The 23,918-nt window shown below is 61.9% G+C and carries 19 protein-coding genes; 7 read left to right on the top strand and 12 right to left on the bottom strand.

The window, feature by feature from the left end:
- The first annotated feature begins 57 nt into the window (after window positions 1–57).
- The 3 genes from AC19YS_RS13835 (at window position 58) to AC19YS_RS13825 (ending at window position 3,656) form a co-directional block, all read left to right on the top strand.
- The gene (locus AC19YS_RS13835) at window positions 58–741 is read left to right on the top strand and encodes an MFS transporter (protein WP_500602006.1); all 684 of its coding nucleotides are present in this window, start codon (window positions 58–60) and stop codon (window positions 739–741) included.
- Between the two features lie 78 nt (window positions 742–819).
- Window positions 820–2,436 (top strand): NADP-dependent glyceraldehyde-3-phosphate dehydrogenase, encoded by a 1,617-nt coding sequence (locus AC19YS_RS13830; RefSeq protein WP_472526283.1) that lies wholly within the window; start codon window positions 820–822, stop codon window positions 2,434–2,436.
- Window positions 2,437–2,594: 158 nt separating this feature from the next.
- Window positions 2,595–3,656: an FUSC family protein gene (locus AC19YS_RS13825; protein ID WP_200624517.1), complete on the top strand. Its 1,062-nt coding sequence runs from the start codon at window positions 2,595–2,597 to the stop codon at window positions 3,654–3,656.
- Window positions 3,657–3,726: 70 nt separating this feature from the next.
- On the opposite strand, the gene AC19YS_RS13820 is transcribed toward AC19YS_RS13825, so the two are convergent.
- From AC19YS_RS13820 to AC19YS_RS13810, 3 genes are all read right to left on the bottom strand, one after another.
- Window positions 3,727–5,991 (bottom strand): hypothetical protein, encoded by a 2,265-nt coding sequence (locus AC19YS_RS13820; RefSeq protein WP_500602005.1) that lies wholly within the window; start codon window positions 5,989–5,991, stop codon window positions 3,727–3,729.
- 248 nt (window positions 5,992–6,239) lie between these two features.
- Complete coding sequence (locus AC19YS_RS13815) at window positions 6,240–8,600, bottom strand: hypothetical protein (RefSeq protein WP_500602004.1); 2,361 nt, start codon at window positions 8,598–8,600, stop codon at window positions 6,240–6,242.
- Window positions 8,601–8,895: 295 nt separating this feature from the next.
- Complete coding sequence (locus tag AC19YS_RS13810; RefSeq protein ID WP_106578771.1) at window positions 8,896–9,648, bottom strand: TetR/AcrR family transcriptional regulator; 753 nt, start codon at window positions 9,646–9,648, stop codon at window positions 8,896–8,898.
- 357 nt (window positions 9,649–10,005) lie between these two features.
- Between AC19YS_RS13810 and AC19YS_RS13805 the strand changes: the two genes are divergently transcribed.
- The 4 genes from AC19YS_RS13805 to AC19YS_RS13790 are packed head-to-tail and all read left to right on the top strand — an operon-like array spanning window position 10,006 to window position 14,641.
- Window positions 10,006–10,713 (top strand): ABC transporter ATP-binding protein, encoded by a 708-nt coding sequence (locus AC19YS_RS13805; protein WP_119739874.1) that lies wholly within the window; start codon window positions 10,006–10,008, stop codon window positions 10,711–10,713.
- On the top strand, window positions 10,710–11,909 hold the full coding sequence (locus AC19YS_RS13800; RefSeq protein WP_500602003.1) for an ABC transporter permease: 1,200 nt from the start codon (window positions 10,710–10,712) through the stop codon (window positions 11,907–11,909). Before AC19YS_RS13805 ends, AC19YS_RS13800 begins: the two co-directional genes overlap by 4 nt.
- Entirely contained in the window at window positions 11,902–13,395 is a 1,494-nt protein-coding gene (locus AC19YS_RS13795) for a TolC family protein (RefSeq protein ID WP_500602002.1), read from the top strand. Before AC19YS_RS13800 ends, AC19YS_RS13795 begins: the two co-directional genes overlap by 8 nt.
- On the top strand, window positions 13,385–14,641 hold the full coding sequence (locus AC19YS_RS13790; protein ID WP_500602001.1) for an efflux RND transporter periplasmic adaptor subunit: 1,257 nt from the start codon (window positions 13,385–13,387) through the stop codon (window positions 14,639–14,641). The genes AC19YS_RS13795 and AC19YS_RS13790 overlap by 11 nt, the downstream gene beginning before the upstream one ends.
- A 246-nt stretch (window positions 14,642–14,887) precedes the next feature.
- Here the strand turns inward: AC19YS_RS13790 and AC19YS_RS13785 are convergent, their stop codons facing one another.
- The 9 genes from AC19YS_RS13785 to AC19YS_RS13745 all read right to left on the bottom strand — a co-directional run bounded on the left by AC19YS_RS13785 (window position 14,888) and on the right by AC19YS_RS13745 (window position 23,908).
- Window positions 14,888–16,282 carry an FAD/NAD(P)-binding protein gene (locus AC19YS_RS13785; protein WP_500601999.1) on the bottom strand — a complete coding sequence of 465 codons (1,395 nt, stop codon included), beginning with the start codon at window positions 16,280–16,282 and terminating at the stop codon, window positions 14,888–14,890.
- Between the two features lie 12 nt (window positions 16,283–16,294).
- The gene (locus tag AC19YS_RS13780) at window positions 16,295–17,062 is read right to left on the bottom strand and encodes an ABC transporter ATP-binding protein (protein ID WP_500601998.1); all 768 of its coding nucleotides are present in this window, start codon (window positions 17,060–17,062) and stop codon (window positions 16,295–16,297) included.
- A gap of 3 nt (window positions 17,063–17,065) precedes the next feature.
- Window positions 17,066–18,406: an ABC transporter substrate-binding protein gene (locus AC19YS_RS13775; RefSeq protein WP_500601997.1), complete on the bottom strand. Its 1,341-nt coding sequence runs from the start codon at window positions 18,404–18,406 to the stop codon at window positions 17,066–17,068.
- Window positions 18,407–18,428: 22 nt separating this feature from the next.
- Window positions 18,429–19,478, bottom strand: coding sequence for a branched-chain amino acid ABC transporter permease (locus AC19YS_RS13770; RefSeq protein ID WP_500601995.1), 1,050 nt, complete (start codon window positions 19,476–19,478; stop codon window positions 18,429–18,431).
- A gap of 4 nt (window positions 19,479–19,482) precedes the next feature.
- Entirely contained in the window at window positions 19,483–20,364 is an 882-nt protein-coding gene (locus tag AC19YS_RS13765) for a branched-chain amino acid ABC transporter permease (protein ID WP_500601993.1), read from the bottom strand.
- Entirely contained in the window at window positions 20,364–21,134 is a 771-nt protein-coding gene (locus AC19YS_RS13760; RefSeq protein WP_500601991.1) for an ABC transporter ATP-binding protein, read from the bottom strand. Before AC19YS_RS13760 ends, AC19YS_RS13765 begins: the two co-directional genes overlap by 1 nt.
- Window positions 21,131–22,033 carry an acyl-CoA synthetase family protein gene (locus tag AC19YS_RS13755; RefSeq protein ID WP_124417909.1) on the bottom strand — a complete coding sequence of 301 codons (903 nt, stop codon included), beginning with the start codon at window positions 22,031–22,033 and terminating at the stop codon, window positions 21,131–21,133. Before AC19YS_RS13755 ends, AC19YS_RS13760 begins: the two co-directional genes overlap by 4 nt.
- A gap of 133 nt (window positions 22,034–22,166) precedes the next feature.
- Window positions 22,167–23,582: an LLM class flavin-dependent oxidoreductase gene (locus AC19YS_RS13750; RefSeq protein WP_500601989.1), complete on the bottom strand. Its 1,416-nt coding sequence runs from the start codon at window positions 23,580–23,582 to the stop codon at window positions 22,167–22,169.
- The gene (locus AC19YS_RS13745) at window positions 23,582–23,908 is read right to left on the bottom strand and encodes an acyl-CoA dehydrogenase (RefSeq protein ID WP_367242604.1); all 327 of its coding nucleotides are present in this window, start codon (window positions 23,906–23,908) and stop codon (window positions 23,582–23,584) included. Before AC19YS_RS13745 ends, AC19YS_RS13750 begins: the two co-directional genes overlap by 1 nt.
- Window positions 23,909–23,918 lie beyond the last annotated feature (10 nt).

Raw genomic sequence — 23,918 nt, 5'->3', positions numbered from 1 at the left:
TGCCCGCTTCCCTGGCACTGATCAATCAGTGCCTACCTCGACAACCCTGCCGGGCGCGTGGCGGCTATCGGCGTATGGGCCGGGTGCGGCGGCATCGCCATGGCCGCCGGGCCGTGGGTGGGGGGCGTGCTGATCCAGATGCTGGGATGGCGAAGTCTCTTCCTCGTCAATCTGACACTGGGACTGCTCGCCGTCGCACTGAGTGCGCGCCTTGCCGCCAGTGCCAGACAACCGCGGGCAGCGGGCGGGCTGCGCCTTACGGTGCAACTGTTCGGCAGCCGCGTGTTCAGCCTGTGCGCGGCGGTTTCCCTGGTATCTGCATTGTTGCTGTACGGCCTGATGTTTTTACTCGGCCTGTATTTCCAGCGAACGTTGGGCTTCTCGCCACTGTGGACCGGCGTCGCATTTTTGCCGCTGACGGTGCTGTTGAGCATTGGCAGCCTGATGGCCGGCCAATTGGTGCGCGCGTTCGGCAGTCGCTGGCTGATCGGTGGCGCCCTGGTGCTGTACGTGGCCGGCTTCGGCCAGTTGCTGATGAGCGGCACACCCCCCGACTACGCCCTGCTCGTGGTGCCCCTGCCGATCATCGGCCTGGCGGCGGGGCTAATCACTCCCGCCGCCACCGCCGCACTGATGAACGCGGTACACCCGGCACAGGCCGGAATTGCCGCCAGCACCCTCAACACCGCGCGACAAATCGGCGCAGCGCTGGGCGTGGCGTTGGCAGGGACGCTGCTGTAATGCGTCTGGCGCTTGCCACACAGCCCTTGGATGGGTGACTCTCTAGTCATGTTTTGCAACTATTCCAGGGGTAGCGACATGACCACCAGTAACCTGCTCGACCAGCTGTTTCCGACCTCCGCCGCCGATATTCCCGAGCAATTTCGCCTGGCGGCGCCCATTGAACAGCGTGATTACCTGGTCGACGGCCAGTTGCAGGTGTGGAACGGCCCATTGGCCCAAGTACTGAGCCCGGTGCAACTGGGCGATGAGCGCGTGCATATCGGCAGCACGCCCCTGCTGGACGCCGACACCGCCCTGACTGCCCTCGACGCCGCCGTGCGCGCCTATGACCGAGGCCAGGGCGAATGGCCGACGATGCGCGTGGCCGAGCGCATCCAGCATGTGGAAGCTTTCTTGCGACGCATGCGCGAACAGCGTGATGCGGTGGTCAAGCTGCTGATGTGGGAGATCGGCAAGAACCTCAAGGACTCGCAGAAAGAGTTCGACCGCACCTGCGACTACATCACCGACACCATCAATGCCCTCAAGGAACTCGACCGCCGCAGCAGCCGCTTCGAGCTGGAACAGGACACGCTGGGGCAAATCCGCCGCGTGCCGCTCGGCGTGGCGCTGTGCATGGGGCCTTACAACTACCCGCTGAACGAGACTTTCACCACGCTGATCCCGGCGCTGATCATGGGCAACACCGTGGTGTTCAAGCCGGCCAAGCTTGGCGTGCTGTTGATTCGCCCACTGCTGGAGGCGTTCCGTGACAGCTTTCCGGCCGGCGTGATCAACGTGATCTACGGCAGTGGCCGTGAAACCGTCAGTGCGCTGATGGCCAGCGGCAAGATTGATATCTTCGCGTTCATCGGCACCAACAAGGCCGCCAGCGACTTGAAAAAGCTGCACCCCAAACCACACCGCCTGCGCGCGGCCTTGGGCCTGGATGCGAAAAACCCTGGCATCGTGCTGCCCGAGGTGGACCTGGACAATGCGGTCAACGAAGCCGTCACCGGCTCGCTGTCGTTTAATGGCCAACGCTGCACTGCGCTGAAAATCCTGTTTGTGCACGAAGATGTCGTCGAGCGCTTTATCGAGAAATTCAACACCAAGCTGGCCACGTTGAAACCCGGCATGCCCTGGGAAGACGGCGTCTCGCTGACGCCGCTGCCGGAAGTCGGCAAGGTCGATTACCTCAACGCGCTGGTGGCCGATGCGGCGCAGCATGGCGCCAAAGTGGTGAATGCCAATGGCGCAACCAGCCGCGGTTCGTTCTTCTACCCGGCGGTGCTGTACCCGGTGAACCCGCAGATGCGCGTGTACCACGAGGAGCAGTTCGGGCCAGTGGTGCCGATTGTGCCTTACCGTGACCTGGGCACAGTGATCGACTACGTGCTGGACTCGGACTTCGGTCAACAACTGAGTATCTTCGGCACCAACGCCGTGGAGGTCGGGCGTCTGGTAGATGTGTTCGCCAACCAGGTTGGCCGTATCAACCTCAATGCCCAGTGCCAGCGCGGCCCGGACACGTTCCCCTTCAACGGCCGCAAGAACTCGGCCGAGGGCACGCTGTCGGTACATGACGCATTGCGCGTGTTCTCGATCCGCACGCTGGTGGCGACCAAGTTCCAGGAAAGCAACAAGGCGCTGGTCAGCGATATCCTGCGCAACCGTGACTCAAGCTTCTTGACGACCGACTACATTTTCTAAAGATGGCGCAGTTCAACAGGTGGGAGCGGGCTTGCTCGCGAAAGCGCAGTGTCAGTCAACACATCTTTGACTGACACCGCGCACTTGCGAGCAAGCCCGCTCCCACCACTTAGACCGCGTTCGCACTGACTACTAAGGCCACGTCAATACCGATGAACCTGCATTTGCCCGCGTTCGCACGGCGCCTGTTGCGCCCCTTGCTGGACCCCTACCGCCGCTATCGCCATGCCAAGCTGATCCACGCTGTGCGCGTGTCCATCGGTTTGCTGGCGACCATCCTGCTCACCACCGGCATCAACCTGCCGCACGGCGAGTGGGCCTCGGTGACCATGCTGATCGTGATCGGCGGTTTGCAGCACCACGGTAATATCGGCAAAAAAGCTGTGGAACGCGCCTACGGCACCTTGATCGGCGCCAGCGTCGGCTTGTTGCTGGTGGTGCAACAGGCTTATTTCGGTCAGCCATTGCTCACGTATCTGCTGATGTCGGTGGTGTGCGGGTTCTTCTCCTATCACGCCATCGGCAAGGGCGGTTACATCGCGCTGTTGTCGGCGATCACGGTGTTTATCGTCGCGGGGCACGGGGATAATCCGATATCCGACGGCTTGTGGCGCACCGTCGACATTCTGATCGGCATTGTCTTGGCGCTGGCGTTCTCCTTCGCCCTGCCGCTGTACGCGGTGTACTCATGGCGCTACAACCTGGCCAGCGCGTTGCGTGACTGCGCGCAAATCTATAGCCGAATCATCAGCGGCCAGTCGGTCACCGATGATGAACACTTGAAGCTGCTCAACCGCTTGAATGCGGCCATGCTGCAGTTGCGCTCGTTGATGCCGTCTGTGTCCAAGGAAGTGCGCATCTCCATGACCGAACTGGATGCGATCCAACGGCACCTGCGCATGTGCATCAGCACCCTGGAGATTCTCGGCAATACCCGGCCCGATCCACGCGATGCACAGGCGATGGCACGGATGCAGGTGATGTTGAAGGCGGAGCACCGGCAGATTCGGGTGCAGTGGGTGGGCATGGCACGGGCCTTGAAGCTGGGGTTTACCGAGCGGCTGGAACGGCCTGCCACGCACACAGCGGATGACGACGCACTGGAAGCGCCGGTACAGAGTGCGCTGGACGGGTATCGGTTATTGACGTTGCAACTGGCGGCGAATGTGGATGCCATGCGCCAGCGGCTGGCCAAGACGGCGAGTCACTGGAAGATTTGACGGGCATGCAAAAGGGACAGCGCACGGTTAAGCAGAGCTGTCCCGCCCCACGCTCAAACATGACTGCTGATCAGGTCAGACGGGTGATTCGCAGCGAGTTGACGATGAAGTCATTGCCACCCTCCGCACCACTGCCGCCCCCTTTGGCCTGGTAGTTATAAAGTACAACTTCCGCACCGCCCATACTGCCGACAAACTCGGCATCCAGGACATACCATTGCTGCCGGGGTATGGAGACTGGGCCTTTGAGGGTCTGCCCTGCCACATATATAGCCAGGAGCGGATCGTTATAACCCGACTGATTATAGATAGTTGCATCCACCCGATAACGGTGAGCGCTGTTGAAATTACGCACCGCATTGAACAATACACCCGCGTTCGAGGCTGGCCAGACTGCGGTGACAACTTGAAAACCGGTGCCCGACATATAACCGCCCGCCGCACCTGCACCGGCACTCCAGGGCCCATAGCTTCCACCCGGAAAGTTGGATACAGCGTCCGTCCACGAATCGTTGATGATGTAGCTCGCGGTTGGAAACACTACGGCTCGCCATTTGTCCGTGCCGCCATCGTAGGCCACTCGAGTCTCAATCTGAAACCGGGAGTTCCTCGGCAGCGCTGTCAAAACGTTACGCAGTACTGCCTGGTTCACCAGGCCATTTATCGCGTCGTTAGTCTTGACCACATAATCCGTCAGCACCTCCTGCGATCGCCCCTCTCCCATCAACGTAATCCATACACGCTGCCCTGCTTTACTTAACGGCCATTGGCTCAACGTCAACTGAGCATTGCCCGCAAAGTTGTTCAAGTCGATGACCGTCCCGTTGGCCTGATAATTAATTGTGGGCGTTGGCAACAGGGATGGCGCAATAGCCCCTACGGTAACGGTTTGAACGGTTGACTGAGCCGTTCTTCCACCTCGTTGAATCGAATACTTCAACTGCACCCGGCTATTGACACTGTGATGCAGCACCTGAGCCGCCGTCAGGTCGAACACTACCGCGCCACTCGCATGACCACTCAGGGTGGTTTGATACTGACTTCCATCCTGATAAATCCAACTCAGTGTGATGCTGTCCGTGGCAAGCATGCCAGGGTATTTAACCGTCACACCGGTGTTGTATTGAATAGCCAGCGGATCAACTGTCGTCACTTGCGCAGTGGTTGAAGCGCCGTTGAGTGTTGGGTAGGGCAATACATCGGGAGTCGGTGTACCTACCACCCTGACCACACTGGTGCCCGAATGCCCCAGTGGCGAACCAGTGCCGGTTTGCCACTCGAACCTTAAGCTGACCGTGGCATCCGTCAGCGAGCTGAGCACGTCGTTGCCGATAGGAATGCTCTCCCCCCGCAGGTTTCTGTCGGTAACCGCATGCAAACGAAGGGTGCGGGTTGACTCTCCATACTCGGTAACCTGGGTAATCACCAATATGAGCACAACGCGGTTGCTCGGGCTCGGCGTCGGCGTCTTGCGCGGCAACGCAACCAGCGCGGCAAAGCGTGCCGCGCTGAACTGATCCAGATCGACGACAGAGGCTTCGACCTCGTTTACCGTGAAAATCGGCGGGTCAAGCAGGCTGGGGTCCAGTTCGCTGTTGAGGAGGTATGGCCGGGAATAGGCGTATTTCTCACCGGAGGTGTTGTTCACTACGTCGCGCACCATGAACTGCACACTCACCGGGCCGTACAGGTTGCCCGCCTGGATAACCGACGGGCTGATAAAAACCCGGATCGGCCCCGGCCCGGCAGCCTCGTCCGGGCTGACAACATGGTCGATCGTCGTGGCGCCGTAGGCGACGGTGACGGTGTCGTTCTTGCGGATGTTTTCGTACCTGGTAATCAGGCACCACAGCCCGCTTGTGATGTTGGTCGGATTAAGGATTGCACCCGCCGCAAACCCTTCAACCGACAGGATCAAGCCTCTGTGAAATTGTTCGGACGCCCAGAACGTCAGGCCACCGGGCCGCTTGGTTTTCACCAAGTAGGTTTCAGGCATCGAGCGCACCAACTGCCCGCTGGCAGCGCGCGTGACCTGGCCGTACACCGGGAACTCGCCTTCCGGAATCTTGGTCTTGGGGATGGACAGGTTGTAGCGATCACTCACCTTGGTGACGACGGCCGAGGCCACCGCAATGCTCGAGTCCCGCCAGTAGATCGCGTAAAGATCGTTGACGGTGGCGGCGTACCAGTTCTCAAAGGTGAAGAGCGCATTGGGGTCGGTTTCGCGCTGGCCCAGCCCCCACTTCGCGGTTTCCGGGTACAGGGCCTGAGCCAACGGAACAGACGGATAGACCGAATAGGGCGGCGGTGAGAGTTCTTCAGTGGGGGTGGTCATGGCCATCACCTTGCTGGTTGGGACGCACGCAAATGGCGTCACGGGCAAGGTCAATGAAGCGCTTGGGACCGTCATTGAATCTACTGTTAGAACTGACAGTAGCGATAAATGGTAGAGCGCGTTTCACCGCGTCAGCCAGCGGCCAGGCTGGCGAGTCATTGCAAGCGGCAACGAAAAGGGACAGCCTGCGCTGACGCAGTGCTGTCCCCTGCACTTCCTGTGCGTTTTGCCTGGGGTACCGAAGGGCCTTAAAGCGGGACGAAACTCACACTGTCCGAGCCGTTATTGACGACCAGGACTACGCCGGCGGCGGGTGAGAAGGCTATGTTTGCAGCGTTGCTGAACCCGGTGAGGCGTTTAGTAATCTGGTTGGTGTTGGTGTTGATGATGTACACCGAATCGCGATTGGACCCAATCCCACCAGGGCCCACGCCGCCCACCCAGAGCTCCGGCGCATTTGGGTTACGCGTGATGCCCCACGCCCAATTGATGCCCGTGATTTTCTGGATGATGAGGTTACTCATCAGGTCAACAACCAGGACGCCATCCACGTCACTGACGTAGGCGTAGCGCGCCGGACTGCCTGCACTGAAGGCTATTTGTACGGGCCGATTGGTACCACTGATTCTCGCCACGAGCGCAATGCGGGTACCGGCGCTGATGATATCCAGCACCGAGGCTGAAGCGACGAGCACCTGTGTTTGTTCCGGGTTGACCGCCACGCCGAACGGGTTCACCCCGACGGAGACCCGACCGAGAACGGCGCCCGAGGCGGTATCATGGACGGACACAAAGGAATTTCGGGTGCAGGCAACAAACAATCGCGAGCCATCCGCCGTAATGGCGAGACCCGAAAGGTCGTTGCCGCCCGCGATCGGAACCGTCGAAAGGATCCTGTACGTGGAGGTGTCGATGACGGTGTAACTTGAGCCGTCAAAATTGCCCACATACAGACGCCGGTTGTCTGGACTGAGCACCGACAGGAACGCCGAGTTCACGTTAAAGAGGGTGTAAATGACTTTACGCGCCCTCACATCAATGACTGAAACCGAATGGCTAAACTGACAGGTTACAAAGGCCCGCAGCCCATCGCTGGTGATACTGATCCCGTGGGGGGCCATCCCGACATCAACCGTCTCGGTCAACCCGCCGCCCTGGGCTTGAAACGTCAGTTCCTGAATAGCCGAGGATTGTGTCTTGGTCCCCGTCGTCACCTCATAAGACAGCTTGATGAGCTGGCCTGGGCTTTGCGCGATGATTTGCGCGCTGATGGAAAACAGCACCAGGCCGCTGCTCACCCCGGCCTGCACGGGAATACTGGCGACAGTGCCATCGGCAAAGGTCCATTTGAGCCTGATGATCTGCGCCTCTGTCATGCCCTGGTACGCCACGGCCACAACGGCGCCACTCAGATAGTTACTGGCGAGGACGACCTGAGGCCCTGTTTTGTTATCGAAGGCAGGTGCCAGGAGCCTCAACGCCGACGTGCCGACCACTTGGACCACACTGGTGCCCGAGCGATTGAGCACCACTCCCCCAGCGGTTTGCCACTCAAAGCTCAGGCTGATCTTGGCATCTGTCAGCGAGCTGAACACGCCGTTGCCGATGGGAATGCTCTCGCCCCGCAGGTTTCTGTCGGTCACCGCCGGCAAACGAAGCGTTCGGGTTGACTCGCCGTACTCGGTTACCTGGGTAATCACCAGTATCAGCACAACCCGGTTGCTGGGGCTCGGCGTCGGCGTCTTGCGTGGCAAGGTGACCAGCGCCGCAAAATGTGCCGCGCTGGACAGATCAAGATCGACGATAGAGGCCTCGACCTCGTTCACCGTGAAGATCGGCGGATCCAGCAGGTTGGGGTCCAGTTCGCTGTTGAGAATGTAAGGCCGGGAATAGGCGTACTTCTCCCCGGAGGTGTTGTTCACCACATCGCGCACCATAAACGCCACGCCCACCGGACCGTGCAGGTTGCCCGCCTGGATAATCGTCGGGCTGATAAAAACCCGGATCGGCCCCGGCCTAGCCGCCTCGTCGGGGCTGACAACATGGTCAATGGTCGTGGCGCCGTAGGCGACGGTGATGGTGTCGTTCTTGCGGATGTTTTCGTACTTGGTAATCAGGCACCACAACCCACCGGTAATGTTGGTCGGATTAAGGATCGCACCCGCCGGGAATCCCTCGATGGACAGGATCAAGCCTCTGTGAAATTGCTCCGCAGCCCAGAACGTGAGGCCACCGGGACGCTTGCTCTTGACCAGGTAGGTTTCAGGAAGCGAGCGCACCAATTGACCGCTGGCCGCGCGTGTGACCTGCCCGAACACCGGGAATTCGCCTTCCGGGATCTTGGTCTTGGGGATCGTCAGGTTGTAGCGATCAGCCACCTTGGTCACGACAGCCGAAGCCACCGCCATACTCGAATCGCGCCAGTAGAGCGCATAAAGATCGTTGACGGTGGCCGCGTACCAGTTCTCGAAGGTAAAGAGCGCGTAGGGGTCGGTTTCACGCTGGCCCAGGCCCCAGGTCGCGGTTTCGGGGTAAAGCGCCTCAGCCAATCGGACAGCAGGGTAGACCGAATAAGGGGGTGGAGACAGTTCTTCAGTGGGAGTGGTCATGGCCATACCTTGCTGGTTTAGCGCGCTGAAACGGCGCGACGGGCAAGGTGAATGAGGCGCTTGGGGCTCTAATCGAATCTACTGTCAGAACTGACAGTGGCGACGAATGGTAGGCTTGCAGGAAAAATCCGACAGACACACGCAGGATCGAACATCTGTTGTTACCCACCCATTTTCTTACATATTTTTCACGATTTATTCACATCCGCAGACGTAGGGTGAAGCCTCATCCGTTACAAACGTTGCACATCAAGCCCGCCGCCCCAGCGGGCTTTTTTTTGCGTTGGATAAAGGCTTATCGCGCTGCCTTGGTGGCGGGCGCTGCCGCTTGTTCACGAATGGCGCGCTGGGTATCCAGCACCTTGGCCAACGCGGTTTCAGCTTCAGCGCTTTGCTGCGGCACACGAATCGCGGCCGACACCAGCGTGATCAACTTGGCCATTACCTCGGCGTCCGTGGCCGGGCGGCCCAGGCTCATGGAGTTCATCAGCAGGCGCAGTTCGGTGCCCGCCATCACCCCGGAAATCGCCTTGAGCGCAAATTGCAGGCGCACGCCCAACTCATTGCGGGGCAGGTCCGGCAAGGCCAGTGCGAACGCTTCGAAAAAACGCTGGAACACCGGCTGATAATGAACCTTGAGGTATTCCTGGATAAACGGCGAGGTGTCGCTGTAAACCCGACCCAGGAAACGAATGAATGAGCGCCCTTCCCCGCTGGCGGGGTCACTGCGCTCCAGGCCCATGGCCGGGGCGAACAATACGCCAAGCAAGGTATCGCAATCGAGGGGCCCGTCGGATTCGGCTTCGCAGCGCGCAAGCAGTTCCAGGCGCTGCTCGTTGAGCGGCTCCAGGCGCTGCATCAGCAGGGTTTTCATCAGGGAATCCTTGTCCCCGAAGTGGTAGTTCACGGCGGCCAGGTTCACCTGGGCGCGCTCGGTAATCTGCCGGAGCAGAACGGCGTCGTAGCCGTACTTGATGAAGAGAGCCTCTGTCGCATCCAGCAGTCGAGTCTTGGTAACGTTTGGAGCGCTGAGTTTCTTCGCGACCATAGGAGTTCCACGGGGGAAATATTGTTTTAAAAAATAATTTGATTTTTTATACCGGGGCAGCCCTTCGAAAGCAAGTACTGACACTGCGCTGTCCATCTAAAAGCCTGTATAACCGGGACTTCCGCGACTCGCCGAGGGCATCGCAAGTCGCTCGAACGCGTGCGCGATAAATTCGTTTCAAAGGGTAAAACCGCTCTACATCCATGGCTGGCGAAGCGCAGGGAACGCGGTTACTATTCAAACAATATTTTAAAAACAAGAAATAAAACCAGTCCGTGACGCGTACCAAGCAGCTCCCGAACTTGTTACAAGGATTTACCGGGCGCAAGCGGCACCGTCGAGACTGCAGGCGTAGTCATGATGACAGATACCCCCGCGCACCCAGGCTTGATTTCCCTGCAAGGCATCGGCAAACGCTATCAGCTTGCCGGCCAGGAACTGACCATCCTCAATGATGTGTGCCTGTCCATCGCCAGCGGCGACAGTTGCGGCATTCTCGGCGCCTCCGGCTCCGGCAAAAGTACCCTGCTCAATATCCTCGGCCTGCTGGATTTGCCCAACTGCGGCCAATACCGCTTTGCCGGCCACGATATTTTCAGCGCCAGCCCCGATGAGCTGGCGGCGATCCGCAACCAGCAGATCGGTTTCGTGTTCCAGAGCTTTAACCTGCTGCCGCGCCTCAGTGCCCTGGACAACGTCGCCCTGCCCTTGAGTTACCGTGGCGTGTCGCGCCACGAGTCGGTGGAACAGGCGTTGCGCATGCTGGAGCAGGTCGGCCTGGCCGAGCGCGCCCACCACCGCCCCGCCGACCTCTCCGGCGGCCAGCGTCAACGCGTGGCGATTGCGCGTGCGCTGGTTGGCAAACCCTCGGTGATTCTTGCCGACGAACCCACCGGCAACCTCGACAGCACCACGGCCCAGGAGATCATGGATCTGCTTCTGGGCCTCAACCGCGAACAGCAAGTGACGCTGATCATCGTCACCCATGACCCGCATATCGCCGAGCGCCTGGAGCGCAAGATCCTGGTACGCAATGGCGTGGTGCATGAGGCCGGGCGCCTATGAGCTTGCGGGTCGAGCAGAGCCTGAGCCAACTGCTGCATGAAGCGTTTGTGAGCCTGCGCACCCTGGGCAAGCGCTCGGTCCTGGCGCTGCTGGGCATCGTCATCGGCAGTTCATCGGTGGTGGCCTTGATCAATATCGGCCATAACGCGGCGGTGGATGCCGCGATGATCTTCAAGGACATGGGCACCGACACCTTGGTTGCCCAGTTTCCGCCCAAAGGCAACAGCAGCGCGCCGATGCGCGCCAGCCTCGACCTTGAGGCCGTGCGCGCCAGCGTGCCCGGCATTGCCCATATCGGCGCCCTCAGCGTGTTCGGTGGGCCGATCGTGTTCCACGGCCGCTCGGCTAACGCCAACCTGGTCGGCACCACAGCCGATATCAAGGACGCCATGCGCCTGGTGGTGCGCGACGGGCGCTTTCTTTCGCCCTTCGACGCCAGTGAAACCTACGCCGTGATCGGCGACCAGCTCGCTCAGGCCCTGGGTATGCCGGGTGATCCGCTGAAACCGGGCGACCGCATACGCATCAACGACTACCTGTTTCTGGTAGTGGGCATCCTGCACAACCAGGCCCGCGCCATGCTCATGCCGGTGCAGGCCAACGAATCGCTGTTCATCCCCGCCGAAGGCATGCGCCGCATCTACCCGACCCCGCAAATCGGCAACGTGATTATCCGCGCCACGCCGGGCCAGGACATGGAGCGCATCGCCCGCGACGCCTCCAACGCCTTGAAACGCCAACTCACCGACCACGATGTCGACATCCAGGTGCCCCAGCAAATGATCGATGGCATGACCCGGCAAAGCCGCACGTTCGCCTATTTGTTGCTGGCGCTGGGTGCGATCTCGCTGGTAGGCGGCGGCGTCGGTGTGATGAATGTGATGCTGATGAATGTCTCGGAGCGCCGCCGTGAGATTGGTATCCGCATGGCCCTGGGCGCGCGTCAGCGTGACATCCGCAACCTGTTCCTGCTCGAAGCCGTGACCCTGACGGCCGTCGGCGCACTGTGCGGCGCCGTGCTGGGCATGAGCGCCGCCTGGCTCTACGCCTGGCTGTCGGGCTGGGCGTTTGCCCTGGCCGCCGCCGCCCTGCCCCTTGGGGTGGGCAGTACGTTGCTGGTGGGCTTGTTCTTTGGCATTTACCCAGCGGTGTCCGCCTCGCGGCTGCAACCGGTGGAGGCCTTGCGTGATGAATAAATGGCCGCTGTTACTGGTGATGGCAAGCCTGCCGGCCATGGCTGGCGACGTGGTGATCAACCCCTCCGCGCCCAGCAGCACCCGCACAGGTTACGAGCGCGGCGTGTCGTTGAATGCCCAGGTCACCACCCTGACCCTGGGTGATGCGGTGTACCTGGGCTTGCGCAACAACCCGGCAATCCGCAGCGCGTACCTGCAACGGGTGGCGCAGAAGTTCGACCTGCGCGTGGCCGAAGATGTGTTCAACCCCAAGCTCACGCTCAACAGTTATTACCGCCAAAGTCGCGGCACCGCCGATAACTCACGCAACGCCAACCTGGCCCCGAACGCCACCTTGCTCGGCGAATACGGCACGCGGCTGAGCATGGCCTGGACCCAACAACTGAACAACGCCGATCGCGCCGGCCGCTACCGCAGTGACGGCCTTGACCTGGCGCTCATCCAGCCGCTGGCGCGCGGCGCCGGTTGGGACGCCACCACCGCGCCACTGCGCCTGTCACGCCTGTCGGAACAGGCCAACCGGCTCAACCTCAAGGCTACCGTGGCGCAGACCATCAGCCAAATCATCGCCACGTACCGCGAACTGCTGCGCGCCCAGGAGCAGTTGAGCATCGTCCAGGATGCGCTCAAACGCTCCAACACGTTGCTGGAGGTGAACAAGGCATTGATCAGCGCAGGCCGCATGGCCGAGTTCGAAATCGTGCAGACCGAAGCTGACATCGCCACCCAACAACTCGGCGTCGAAGAAGCGCAGAACCAGCTCGATACAAGCCGCCTGGCCCTGCTGCGCCTGCTGGCGCTGGACCTGTCGACGCCCATCCGCGCCAGCGAGGCGCTGGAGGCCAGGCCGATGACCATCGACAAGCGCCAGGCCTTCAACCTGGCGCAGACCCAGCAGCCGGAATACCTCGCCGCCCTGCTGGGCAGCCAACAGGCCGACCTCAACCTGGTGATCGCCAAGGATTCCGGGCGCTGGCAGGTCGACCTGGTGGCCGGGGCCAACCAGCTCCGCGATGCCTACAGCAGCAACGACAACGACAACGGCAATGGCAACGGCAACAACCGCACGTGGAACAGCTACGCTGGCGTGCAGGTGCAAATCCCTATCGGTGACATCAGCACGCGACAGGCCGAGGTGCGTGCGCGGGTCAACGTCGAGGACCAGCAGATCCGTATCACCGATGCGCGTCAGGAGCTGGAACGCAACGTCAACGACGTGGTACGCGACCTCGGCACACGCTGGCGCCAATATGAAATCTCCCAGCGCGCTGTCGAGCTGTCGCGGCGCAAGATCGAAATCGAGCGGGAAAAACTCAGTGCCGGGCGCTCCACCAACTTTCAGGTGTTGAGTTTCGAGACCGACCTGCGCAACGCCGAAAACGCCCAGCTCAATGCGCTGATCGCTTATTTGAACGCCCAGACCCAGCTCGACCTGACGCTGGGCATGACGCTGGAAAGTTGGGAAATCGCCCTCAATGACTACTGATAAAAAACGCCTGCTCGGCGCTGTATTGGTCGTGCTGCTGACCGGCACAGGCATTGCCGTGCTCAGCCATCGCAGTGACGCCGGGCAAACCCGGACGGCCGAGCAATGGCTGGCGGTAAAACCCGACGCACTCGTGCACCAGATCGGCCTGGTGGGCAAGATCGAACCCGAGTCCACCGTCACCCTGACGGCGCCGTTCGACGGCAACGTGCTGGACAACCTGGTCGAGCAAGGCCAGCGTGTCGACGCCGGCCAGGTGCTGTTGCGCATGGACCCGGCCACCCTCGAGGTGCAGCTGCGCGACGCATTGTCGGCCCAGCTCAAGGCCCGGCGCACTGTGCAAGAGATGCAAGACTGGGACAGCAGCCCCGCCGTCAGCCGTGCGCGCCGCAGCCTGCGCACCGCCGAAATGACCGCCGGCAACACCCAGCGCAAACTCACCGAAAGCGAAAACCTGTTCAAGCGCGGCATCATTCCGCGCAACGAACTGGACGACCTCAAACAGCAGACTCAGCAGCAGCAACTGGACCTCGCCTCCGCCCGCAGTGAACTGCAGCAGGCGCAGGACCAGGGCCAGGGCGAATACAAGCAGATCGCCGACATGGAACTGACCAACGCCACGGTCAAGTACGACGCCCTGCACAAACTGCTCGATGGCAAGGAGGTCAAGGCGCCGTTCTCCGGCATCGTGGTGCCCGCCCCCGGCAGCACTACGTCGACGCCAGGCGGTGGCAACAGTAACGCGCCGGTGCAGGCCGGCAGCAAAGTCAGCCAGGGCCAGGTGCTGTTCGGCCTGGCGAACATCGAACGGCTGAAAATCGTGGCCAAGGTGTCGGAGCTGGACATCAACCAGCTGCACCAGGGCCAGGTGGTGGAAGTGATGGGCGATGGCTTCGACGGGGAGCGGCTGATCGGCTCGGTGAGTGTGGTCAGCGGCTTGGCGATTGCCAGCGACAGCCAGGGCAGCGCGCAATTTCCGGTGACCTTGTCGATTCCCAAACTGACGCCGCAGCAATTGCAGCGCGTGCGGCTGGGGATGAGTGCGCGATTGACCATTGTCACCTACAACAATGAGCAGGCGATTGTGGTGCCGAGCCAGGCGATCAACCGCGCTGACATGACCGTGGAGTACCGCGCGACGATGGACCAACCGGTGGAACGGGTGAAGGTCACCACCGGGCAGTCGACCGCGCAGGGGGTGGAAGTGTTTGGCCTCAAGCCTGGTTTCGTGAAAATTGGAAGTTGAAACGCCGATCAACTGTGAGAACGGGCTTGTCGGATCGCCGCACCGCTGCGCTGGCATCAACGGCTTATGCCTGATGCACCGAGTTGCCTGCATCGCAGGCAAGCCCGTTCCCAAAAAAAGCAGAGCACAGCGGTGTGGTAGAAGCACTCGGTTGAACTGTGGGAGCGGGCTTGCTCGCGAAGGCGGTGGGTCAGTCCGCTCTTGTGCAACTGACACACCGCCTTCGCGAGCAAGCGCGCTCCCACATTAGATATTTGTCAGCTTCAACGCCAACGCCTTGGCCTGAATCGCCACGTCGGTCACCGCCGTGCTTTCCCACCACATCCCGCGTAACGGCGGGCCCATGGCGAACAGGCGCCGGCTGACAGTGCCCTCGGCATCCACCACAGCGCCCGACACATCCGCCGCAATCCCCAACGCCAACGGCCCGGGCTGGATCAACCCACGCTTGAGCAACTGCTGGGGCAACGGCCGGGCCACGCGGCGCCAGTCGTACTCAATGCCACTGGAATTGATCAACGCCGCCCCCGACACGTGCGTCACCTCCTGCTCGCCACGACGACGCAAGCGGACAGTCACGCCGCCGTCCGAGGCCACCACGCCTTTGAACGACGCTGCGTGAACCCGCAACCGCCCTTCGTCCTGCAACCGTGCCACCAATTGCGCGCTCAACGGCGGCGAACGGTGATGATGACTTTCCCACCACGGCCGTACATGGCGCACGAACTGGCGTTTTTCGACGTCGCTGGCCTGGCTCCACAAACGGGCAACATGCGCACGCACGGTGTCCAGCGGCGCCTGCCAATCGATGCCTTGCTGCAGCGCGCTGCGGCATTGGCGGCGCACTTCGCGCAGCAGTTGCCTGGGGCTGCGCAGGCGATGGTCCTCGGCGAGAAAATCCACCCAGCCCGGCGGCTGCCGCCGTACATGCGGCAGCAGCCCGTGGCGCGAAAAAATCTCGATCGGGCCTCGGTGGCCGGCCTGTTCCAGCGACACCACGGCGTCCACCATGGTCAGCCCGGAGCCGATGATCAGTACCGTCGATTGCGGGTCGATCAGGGTCATCGCCTGCACATCCCACGGGTCTACGGCTGCCGCGTTCAAGCCGCTGGAGTCGGTCTGCGGCGTACGCGCTGCGGGAAACATGCCGGTGGCCAATACCGCGAAGGCGCCGCGCAGTTGCTGGCCGTTATCGAGTGTCAGCACTGTGGACCTTTCATCCACGTGCAGGTCGATGACCTCGCCACGCACATGCTCCACCGTCGAAGCCGACAACGCCTTGGCTTCGGCCAGCCGCTGCTGCGCGTACAGCCCGAAGATCCCGCGCGGCGGGAACAGCTCACTGATCGGCACGGCTTGCTGGTGCGCCTGCGGCCACCCACCGGCGCCGATGTAGTCGGTGAGCCATTGGGTCAGGTCGTCGGCGTTGTCCGGGTCGACGCTCATGCGCGCGGCGTTGCCGTTCAAGGTGTGGCCCAGTTCGACCGCGCTGTAGGCCTCGCCACGGCCCAGCTCGGCGCGTGGTTCGATCACCAGGATGCGGCGCTGCCCCGGCAGGCGCAGCAATTGCACGGCCAACATCGTGCCGCTCAGGCCGCCGCCGATGATCAAGACATCAGCGTTGCGGATGGATTCAGTCATGCACATTCGCCCTTACTGTTTACCCAGATAAATATCTTGCAAATCGCCGCGCGCCCGCAGTTCAGCAGCGCTGCCACCCAAGACCACCCGGCCAGTATCCAGCACGTAGCCCTGGGACGCATAGGTGAGCGCGACGTTGATGTTCTGCTCGGCGATCAAAAAGCTCACCTGCTGCTCACGGTTGAGCTGGGCGATGATCGCGAAGATTTCCTGCACGATCATCGGCGCCAGGCCCATCGACGGCTCATCGAGCAGCACCAGGGTGGGCCGCGTCATCAACGCGCGGCCGATGGCGACCATCTGCTGCTCGCCGCCGGAGGTCAGCCCGGCACGGGTGTGACGCTTGGTCTTGAGGCGTGGAAACCAGGCGTAGATGCGTTCCAGGTCATGCTCCATGGCCTTGCGGCTCAAGCGCCGCACAAAGCCGCCGCTGCGCAGATTGTCTTCGACCGTCAGTTGGCCGAACACGTGCCGGCCCTCCAACACATGGACCATGCCTTCACGCACGCGCTGGCTGGGGTCGATGCCGGCAAGGTCGCGGCCGGCGTATTCGATCACGCCCCGGCTGACCTCGGCCCGTTCGGCACGCACCAGCCCCGAGATCGCCTTGAGCGTGGTGCTTTTGCCCGCGCCATTGGCGCCGAGCAAGGCAACGATGGCGCCCTTGGGCACGCTCAAGGACACCCCGGCCACCGCCAGAATTGCGCCGTCATAGATCACTTCGATGTCATCGACCGTCAACAGCGCTTGGCTGGCGGACTCCGCGGCGGGTTGGCTCATGAGTTATTCATCCCCAGTGCAGGTGCGCGGCGTCAGGCCTTTTTCCTTGGCGAAAGCGGCGGATTTTTCGTCGATCAACGGGCGCAGCAACGCGCGGTCGGCGGCGATCCAGTCGCTGATCAGCGTCCAGCTGGTGCCGTCCCATTGCTGCACACGCGCCGAGCCGCCGCCTTCATGGTCGCGGCACGACAGCTTGAGGTTTTGCATCAGGCCCAGGTAGCCCATGTCCTTCAAGCGCGCGTCGTCGATGTTCAAGTGTTCCAGGCCCCAACGGCCTTCTTCACCGTTGAGGGGGCGCTTGCCGAATTTGGCCTGGCCGGTGCGGATCGCTTCCACGGCCACGGCGGCGTTCACCAGGCCGGAGTTGTAGTAGACGCTGCCGAAGTTTTTCAAGTCCTTGAGGTCACTGTGGCCCTTGTCGAGGATGTATTTCTGGAGGCGTTTGTGGATCTCGAAATCGGCACCGGCCGGGTATGGCGTCAGCGCCAGATAGCCTTTGGCGGACGCGCCGGCAGGCAGCACGTCTTCGCTGGAGCTGGCCCAGATATCGCCGATGATATGGTCGACCGGGAAGCCAAAACGCGCGGCGGTTTTCACCGCTACGGGCGTCGAGACGCCCCAGGTGCGCAGGAACACCCAGTCCGGATTCGCCTGGCGTACCTGGCGCCACTGCGCCGACTGTTCATTGCCCGGGTCGGCCACCGGAATCTGGATATTTTCAAAGCCGTATTTCTCTGCCAGCAACTTCAGCGGGCCAAGGGTTTCGCGCCCGTAGGCCGAGTCGTGATAGATCGTGGCGATTTTCTTGCCCTTGAGTTTGTCGAAACCGCCTTCACGCTGGGCGATGTAGTTCACCAGGGTTGAGGCCTCGCTGTAGAAGGTCAGCATCACCGGGAAGTTGTACGGGAACACCGTGCCGTCGGTGGCTTCGGTGCGGCCGTAACCGAGGGTGATCAGCGGGATTTTGTCCACCTCGGCACGCTCACTCAGCGCGTACGCGGCCGGGGCGCCATTGGGTTGATAGACCGCGACCGGCGCGCCATTCAGGCCATTCTTGAAGCGCTCGTAGCACTCGATGCCCTTCTCCGCCGTCCACTCGGTTTCGCATTCCTGCCACACCAGTTTCACGCCGTTGATACCGCCTTCGACCTCGTTGATATAACGCAGGTAGTCGATCATCCCGGCCCACACCTGCACGCCGCTGGAGGCGTACGCGCCCACACGGTAGGTGGCCAGGGGAATGAATTGCTGGTCGGGCGAGGCCGTCGCCTGGGGCACGGCGCCCGCCAACGCGGCCAGCGCAAAGGCGGCGCCGACCAGGGAACGTTTCAAGGTTGCACGCATGTTGGATTCTCTTGAGGGAATGTTAGAAGCGCAGCGGCCACTGCCGCAGACGGTCACGCAGGTTGTGCAACAGACGAATCAACCCCTCGGGTTCCTTGATCAGGAACACGATGATCAACACGCCAAAGATGATTTTCTGCAGGTTCTGCAATTGCCCCGCATCCACCGAGCCGCCGAACAAGGCCTGCCCGGCATGGCTGAGGAAAATCGGCAGCAGGCTGATAAACGCCGCGCCGACGAAGTTGCCGGCAATGCTGCCCATGCCGCCGATAATGATGATGAACAGGATCTGGAACGAGCGGTTGATATCAAAGCTGCTGGCGCTGGCCGTGCCCAGGTAAGCGAACGCCCACAGCGCACCGGCAATGCCCAGGTAGAACGAACTGACGGCGAACGCCAGGCGCTTGTAGCGCACCACCGGGATACCGACCACGGCGGCGGCGGTGTCCATGTCGCGGATCGCCATCCAGTTGCGGCCGACCTGGCTGCGCACCAGGTTGACGGCGGTCCAGGTCAGCAGCAACACCGTGACCAGCGTCAGCAGGTAACGACCCAGCGGCGTGTTCAGGTCATGGCCGAACAGCGCCAGTTTCGGCGCAGAAATGGTGCCGGAGGAGCCGTAGTTGTAGAACCAGGGGAATTTGACGAACAGCCACTCCAGGAAAAACTGCGCGGCCAAGGTGGTGACCATCAGGTAAAAACCCTTGATCCGCGAACTCGGCAGGCCGAACAACAGCCCCACCAACGCGCTGATCACCCCACCGCCGAGCAGCGCCACCGGCAACCCCAGCGCCGGCAGACGCAGCAAAAGCCCGTAGGTGGCGAACGCGCCGACAGCCATGAAACCGGCCGCGCCCACCGAGGTTTGCCCGGTGTAGCCGGTCAGCAGGTTCAAGCCCAGCCCGGCCAGCGACAGCACCAGAAACGGGACGAGGATCGCGTTGAGCCAATAGTCATTGCCCCACAGCGGCACGACGATAAAGGCCAGCGCCAACAGGCCGATCAGGCCCCAGGGCACGCGCCGCTGGATCAACACCAGCGGCGCGGTTTGTTGAACAACAGGAATCGACATGGGTTCAGACTCGCTCGATGGCGCGCTCGCCGAACAGGCCGGCGGGGCGGATATACAGGAAGGCCAGGGCCAGTACGTAGGCGAACCACGGCGTGATACCGCCGCCGATCAGTGGGCCGATGTACACCTCGGCCAGGTTTTCCGCCGCGCCGACAATCAGCCCGCCGACAATCGCCCCGCCAATCGAGGTGAAGCCGCCGATGATCAATACCGGCAAGGCCTTGAGCACCACCAGCGACAACGAAAACTGCACACCCTGGCGCGCGCCCCACAACAGCCCCGCCACCAGCCCGACCACACCGGCCACGGCCCAGACGATCTGCCAGATACAGTTGAGGTTGATGCCGATGGACAGCGCCGCCGTGGTGTCATCCGCCACCGCGCGCAACGACACGCCGATGCGGGTCGTGTTGAACAGCAGCGCCAGTACCGTCACCAGCACCACGGCGGCCGCGGCGGCGATGAGGTCGAACTGACTGAGCATCAGCGGCCCGACAAACAGCGGCACGTCGTCGATGCCCAAATCCAGTGCGCGCACCTGCGAACCCATCAAACCCTGGGCCAGGCCTTCGATAATGAACGACAGGCCCAACGTGGCCATGAACAGGGTGATCTGCGAACGGTTCACTAACGGGCGCAATACCAGCCGCTCGATCAGCAAGGCGCCGACGATCATCACGATCACCGTCAGCAACACGGCCAGGGCAAACGGCACGCCCTGGTCATGCAGGCTGACAAAGGTCAGCGCGGCAAACAGGAGCATCGAGCCTTGGGCGAAGTTGAATACGCCGCTGGCCTTGTAGATCAGCACGAAGCCGATGGCGACCAGCGAGTACAGGGTGCCGGCGAGCAAGCCGCCGAGCAGGGTTTCGAAAAAGAACGTCATCAGTGTGCGACTCCCAGGTAGGCGCTGATCACCTCGGGGTTGGCCTGTACCTCGGCGGGCGTGCCGTCGCCGACCTTGCGCCCGTAGTCGAGCACCACCACATGGTCGGACAGGCCCATGACCACGCCCATGTCGTGCTCGATCAACACCACGGTGGTGCCCAGGTCGCGGTTCACGTCGGCGACGAAGCGCGCCATTTCCTGTTTTTCTTCGGCGTTCATCCCGGCCATGGGTTCGTCGAGCAGCAACAGGCTCGGGCCTGCGATTAACGCGCGGCCTAACTCCACGCGTTTTTGCAGGCCGTAGGACAGGTTGCCCACCAGCACATCGCGGTGGGCTTGCAACTCAAGGAATTCAAGGATGCCCTGGGCACGCAGGCGAAAGGCCTCGGCCTCACGCCGGGCGCGCGGCAAGCCCAAGGCCTGTTCGATAAAGGTGCTGCGCATATGCCGCGACAGGCCGGTGAGGATGTTGTCGAGCACGCTCATCTTTTTGAACAGCGCGTTGTTCTGGAAGGTACGGCCAATGCCTCGACGCGCCGCGCCCAATGGGTCGATGCGGTGGAAGTGTTGTTGATCGAAGACGATCTCGCCGGCGTCAAAGCGGTACACACCGTTAAGCACATTGAGCAACGAACTCTTGCCGGCGCCATTTGGCCCGATCAGCGCGCAAATCTCGCCGCGCTGCACGTCAAACGACAAGGCATTGATCGCCTTGACGCCCTTGAATGACAACGAAATGTCGCGCACCTGGAGAATGGCCTGGCTCATGCGATGTCCCGTTTGAATTCGGCCAGCCATGTCGGCTCGGCCTTGGATTTGAGCGGTTGCCAGATGTAGGACAGACGCTGAAAGCCCAGCAGCCTGCGCACACGGTTTTTCAGCAACCGGCGCAGGCCACTTTGCGGGTGGGCGATGGCCCAGTCGCACAGGCGTCGGCGCCAGGTACCGTGGGGCGCCAGGCGGCTTTCGATGTCGTCGGCCAGGTGGCGCAAACGCTCAGGTGACAACAGCAGGCCGGTCGGCGCGACTTCACTGCGATCGCGGCGGGCCGAGGCGAGGTTTTCCGGAAACGCCAGGCCATGGCCGCTGTTGAGCCACTGCTCCAGCACCACGGCCAACCCGCCCTGCCAGTGAGTGCCCTCCTCGCTCCACAACGCGCTTTCGCCGGTGGGTTGCCACCAGCGCTGCAAGTGCTGCGCCGGGTCCAGCGGGCCGAGCAACTGGGCAAAATCCAGTCGGTTGGCAGACGCCCAGTGCCGCACTTGCCGGCGGTCCTGCACATACGAATGGGTCGGGCGAATACGCCACAGTTGTTGGTACAGGACTTCGGGCTCGAGGTCATCGGCCAGGGTCACCACCTGCCCGCCGACCGATTGCGCAGCCAACGCCAACAACAGCAGGTTCGGCTCGAACGCGCCGCTGAGGGCCAGCCGCGACTGCTCGCCAAAGCCTTGCTGGCGCAACCCATCGGCCAGGCGCTCGACGTCGCGCAAGGCGTCAATCCACCGCCAGGCATACCACTGGCCCTGGCGCTTGTGGCGCAGGGCCGTCTGCAATGGCGTGATTTGCGCCCAGTGGTGCAGGTGTTCCAAAGGCTCGCACAGGTTGCCGAGCAGTTCGGCGGGCCATTCCAGGGCCAGCGGACGTTTGAGTTCGTGCACGCTCATAGGGGTGATGCTCCTATTAAAGGGGTGTGCGTGCGGTGGTCCGCTGGCTGGGATTGATCAAACAATCGAGGTCACATGGGGGAGCAGCCTTGCTCGCGAAAAGCGCTGGTTCAGTCAACATGTATGTTGAATGTCAGTCCGCATTCGCGAGCAAGCCCGCTCCCACCTTGGTTTTGTATGAACCCGATAAGTCGCGGTAACCGGCGCCCGGATGATTCGCCCCCAGCCGCGCGCCGTCGCCGAACAGCTTCTCGCGCAAGGTGCCCTGGGCGTATTCGGTCTTGTACACGCCGCGCTTTTGCAGCTCCGGCACCAACAGGTCCACAGCGTCGATAAAGGTTTCGTGGGTCAGCGCATAGGCCAGATTGAAACCGTCCACGTCAGTCTCCTCGACCCATTCCTGCAGCAGGTCGGCCACGGTTTCAGGGCCACCAACAAACAACGGGCCAAAGCCGCCGATGCCCACCCAGTCGGCCAGTTCGTTGGGCGTCCAGACTTTGTTCGGGTCCGCGGTGGAGAAGGCCTCCACCGCCGACTGGATAGCGTTGGTGTGCACGTGCTTGAGCGGTTCATCGGGTTTGAACTGGCTGAAGTCGATACCGGTCCAGCCAGAAATCAATGCCATTGCGCCTTCGTAGCTGACGTAGGATTTGTACTCGTCAAACTTGGCCTTGGCCTTGGCGTCGGTCTCGCCGACGATCACCGTCTGCAAGTTGAAAATCAGGATTTTCTTCGGGTCGCGCCCGGCTTCTGCGGCGCGGCGGCGGATATCGGCCACGGTCTTTTTCAGCAATACCTTGGACGGCGCCGCGACAAACACACACTCGGCCTGCTCGGCGGCGAACTGCTTGCCACGGCTGGACGCACCGGCCTGGTACAGCACCGGCGTGCGCTGCGGCGACGGCTCGCACAGATGAATACCGGGCACCTGGAAGTGTTTGCCGACGTGGCGGATTTCGTGGATTTTGCTCGGGTCGCTGAAAATCCGGCGCTCGCGATCACGCAGGACCGCGCCCTCTTCCCAGCTGCCTTCCCAGAGCTTGTAGCAAACCTCCAGGTATTCCTCGGCGTAGTCATAGCGCGCGTCGTGTTCGGTCTGGGCTTTCTGGCCGAGGTTCTTGGCGCCGCTTTCCAGGTACGAGGTGACGATGTTCCAGCCCACGCGGCCCTTGGTCAGGTGATCGAGGGTGGAAAGCCTTCGGGCAAACGGGTACGGGTGCTCGAACGACAACGAGGCGGTCAGGCCGAAACCCAGATGCTCGGTGACCAGTGCCATCGGCGCGATCAACGACAGCGGGTCATTGACGGGCACCTGCGCCGCCTGGCGAATCGCCGCATCACCGTTGCCGTTGTACACGTCGTAAATACCCAGCACGTCGGCGATAAACAGCCCGTCGAATTTGCCGCGCTCGAGGATTTTGGCCAGGTCGGTCCAGTATTCCAGGTCTTTGTACTGCCACGAACGGTCACGCGGGTGCGCCCACAGGCCGGGCGACTGGTGGCCGACGCAGTTCATGTCGAAGGCATTCAAGCGGATTTCACGGGACATCAAAGCGCTCCGTTGAGGTGGTAGTTGCCGACAATCTGGTATTTCGTGCGCAACGGATCATCAAGGCTGGGCGGCAGCGCGGTGCGCTGGCCGGTGAGTTCGAACTCGGCATTGCTGGCAAAAATCAGCGCTTCGGCGGCGGCGATCTGCGCTTCGGTGAGGGCCACCGGGCTTGGGTCGTTGGCGGCGCGCTCAAGCAAGGCGGCGGCCACATCGACGCGGATCTGCCAATCGCCGAAGCGGCTGATCACGTAGGGGTCATCGCTTCGCTCAACCGTACGGCGGGTACTTTCCAGCAATTGGCGCGCGTAATTCAGTGCGGTCATGGGTCAGGTT

The sequence above is a fragment of the Pseudomonas sp. MF08831 genome (assembly GCF_059862645.1).
This window is presented reverse-complemented; position numbering and strand designations above follow the sequence as displayed.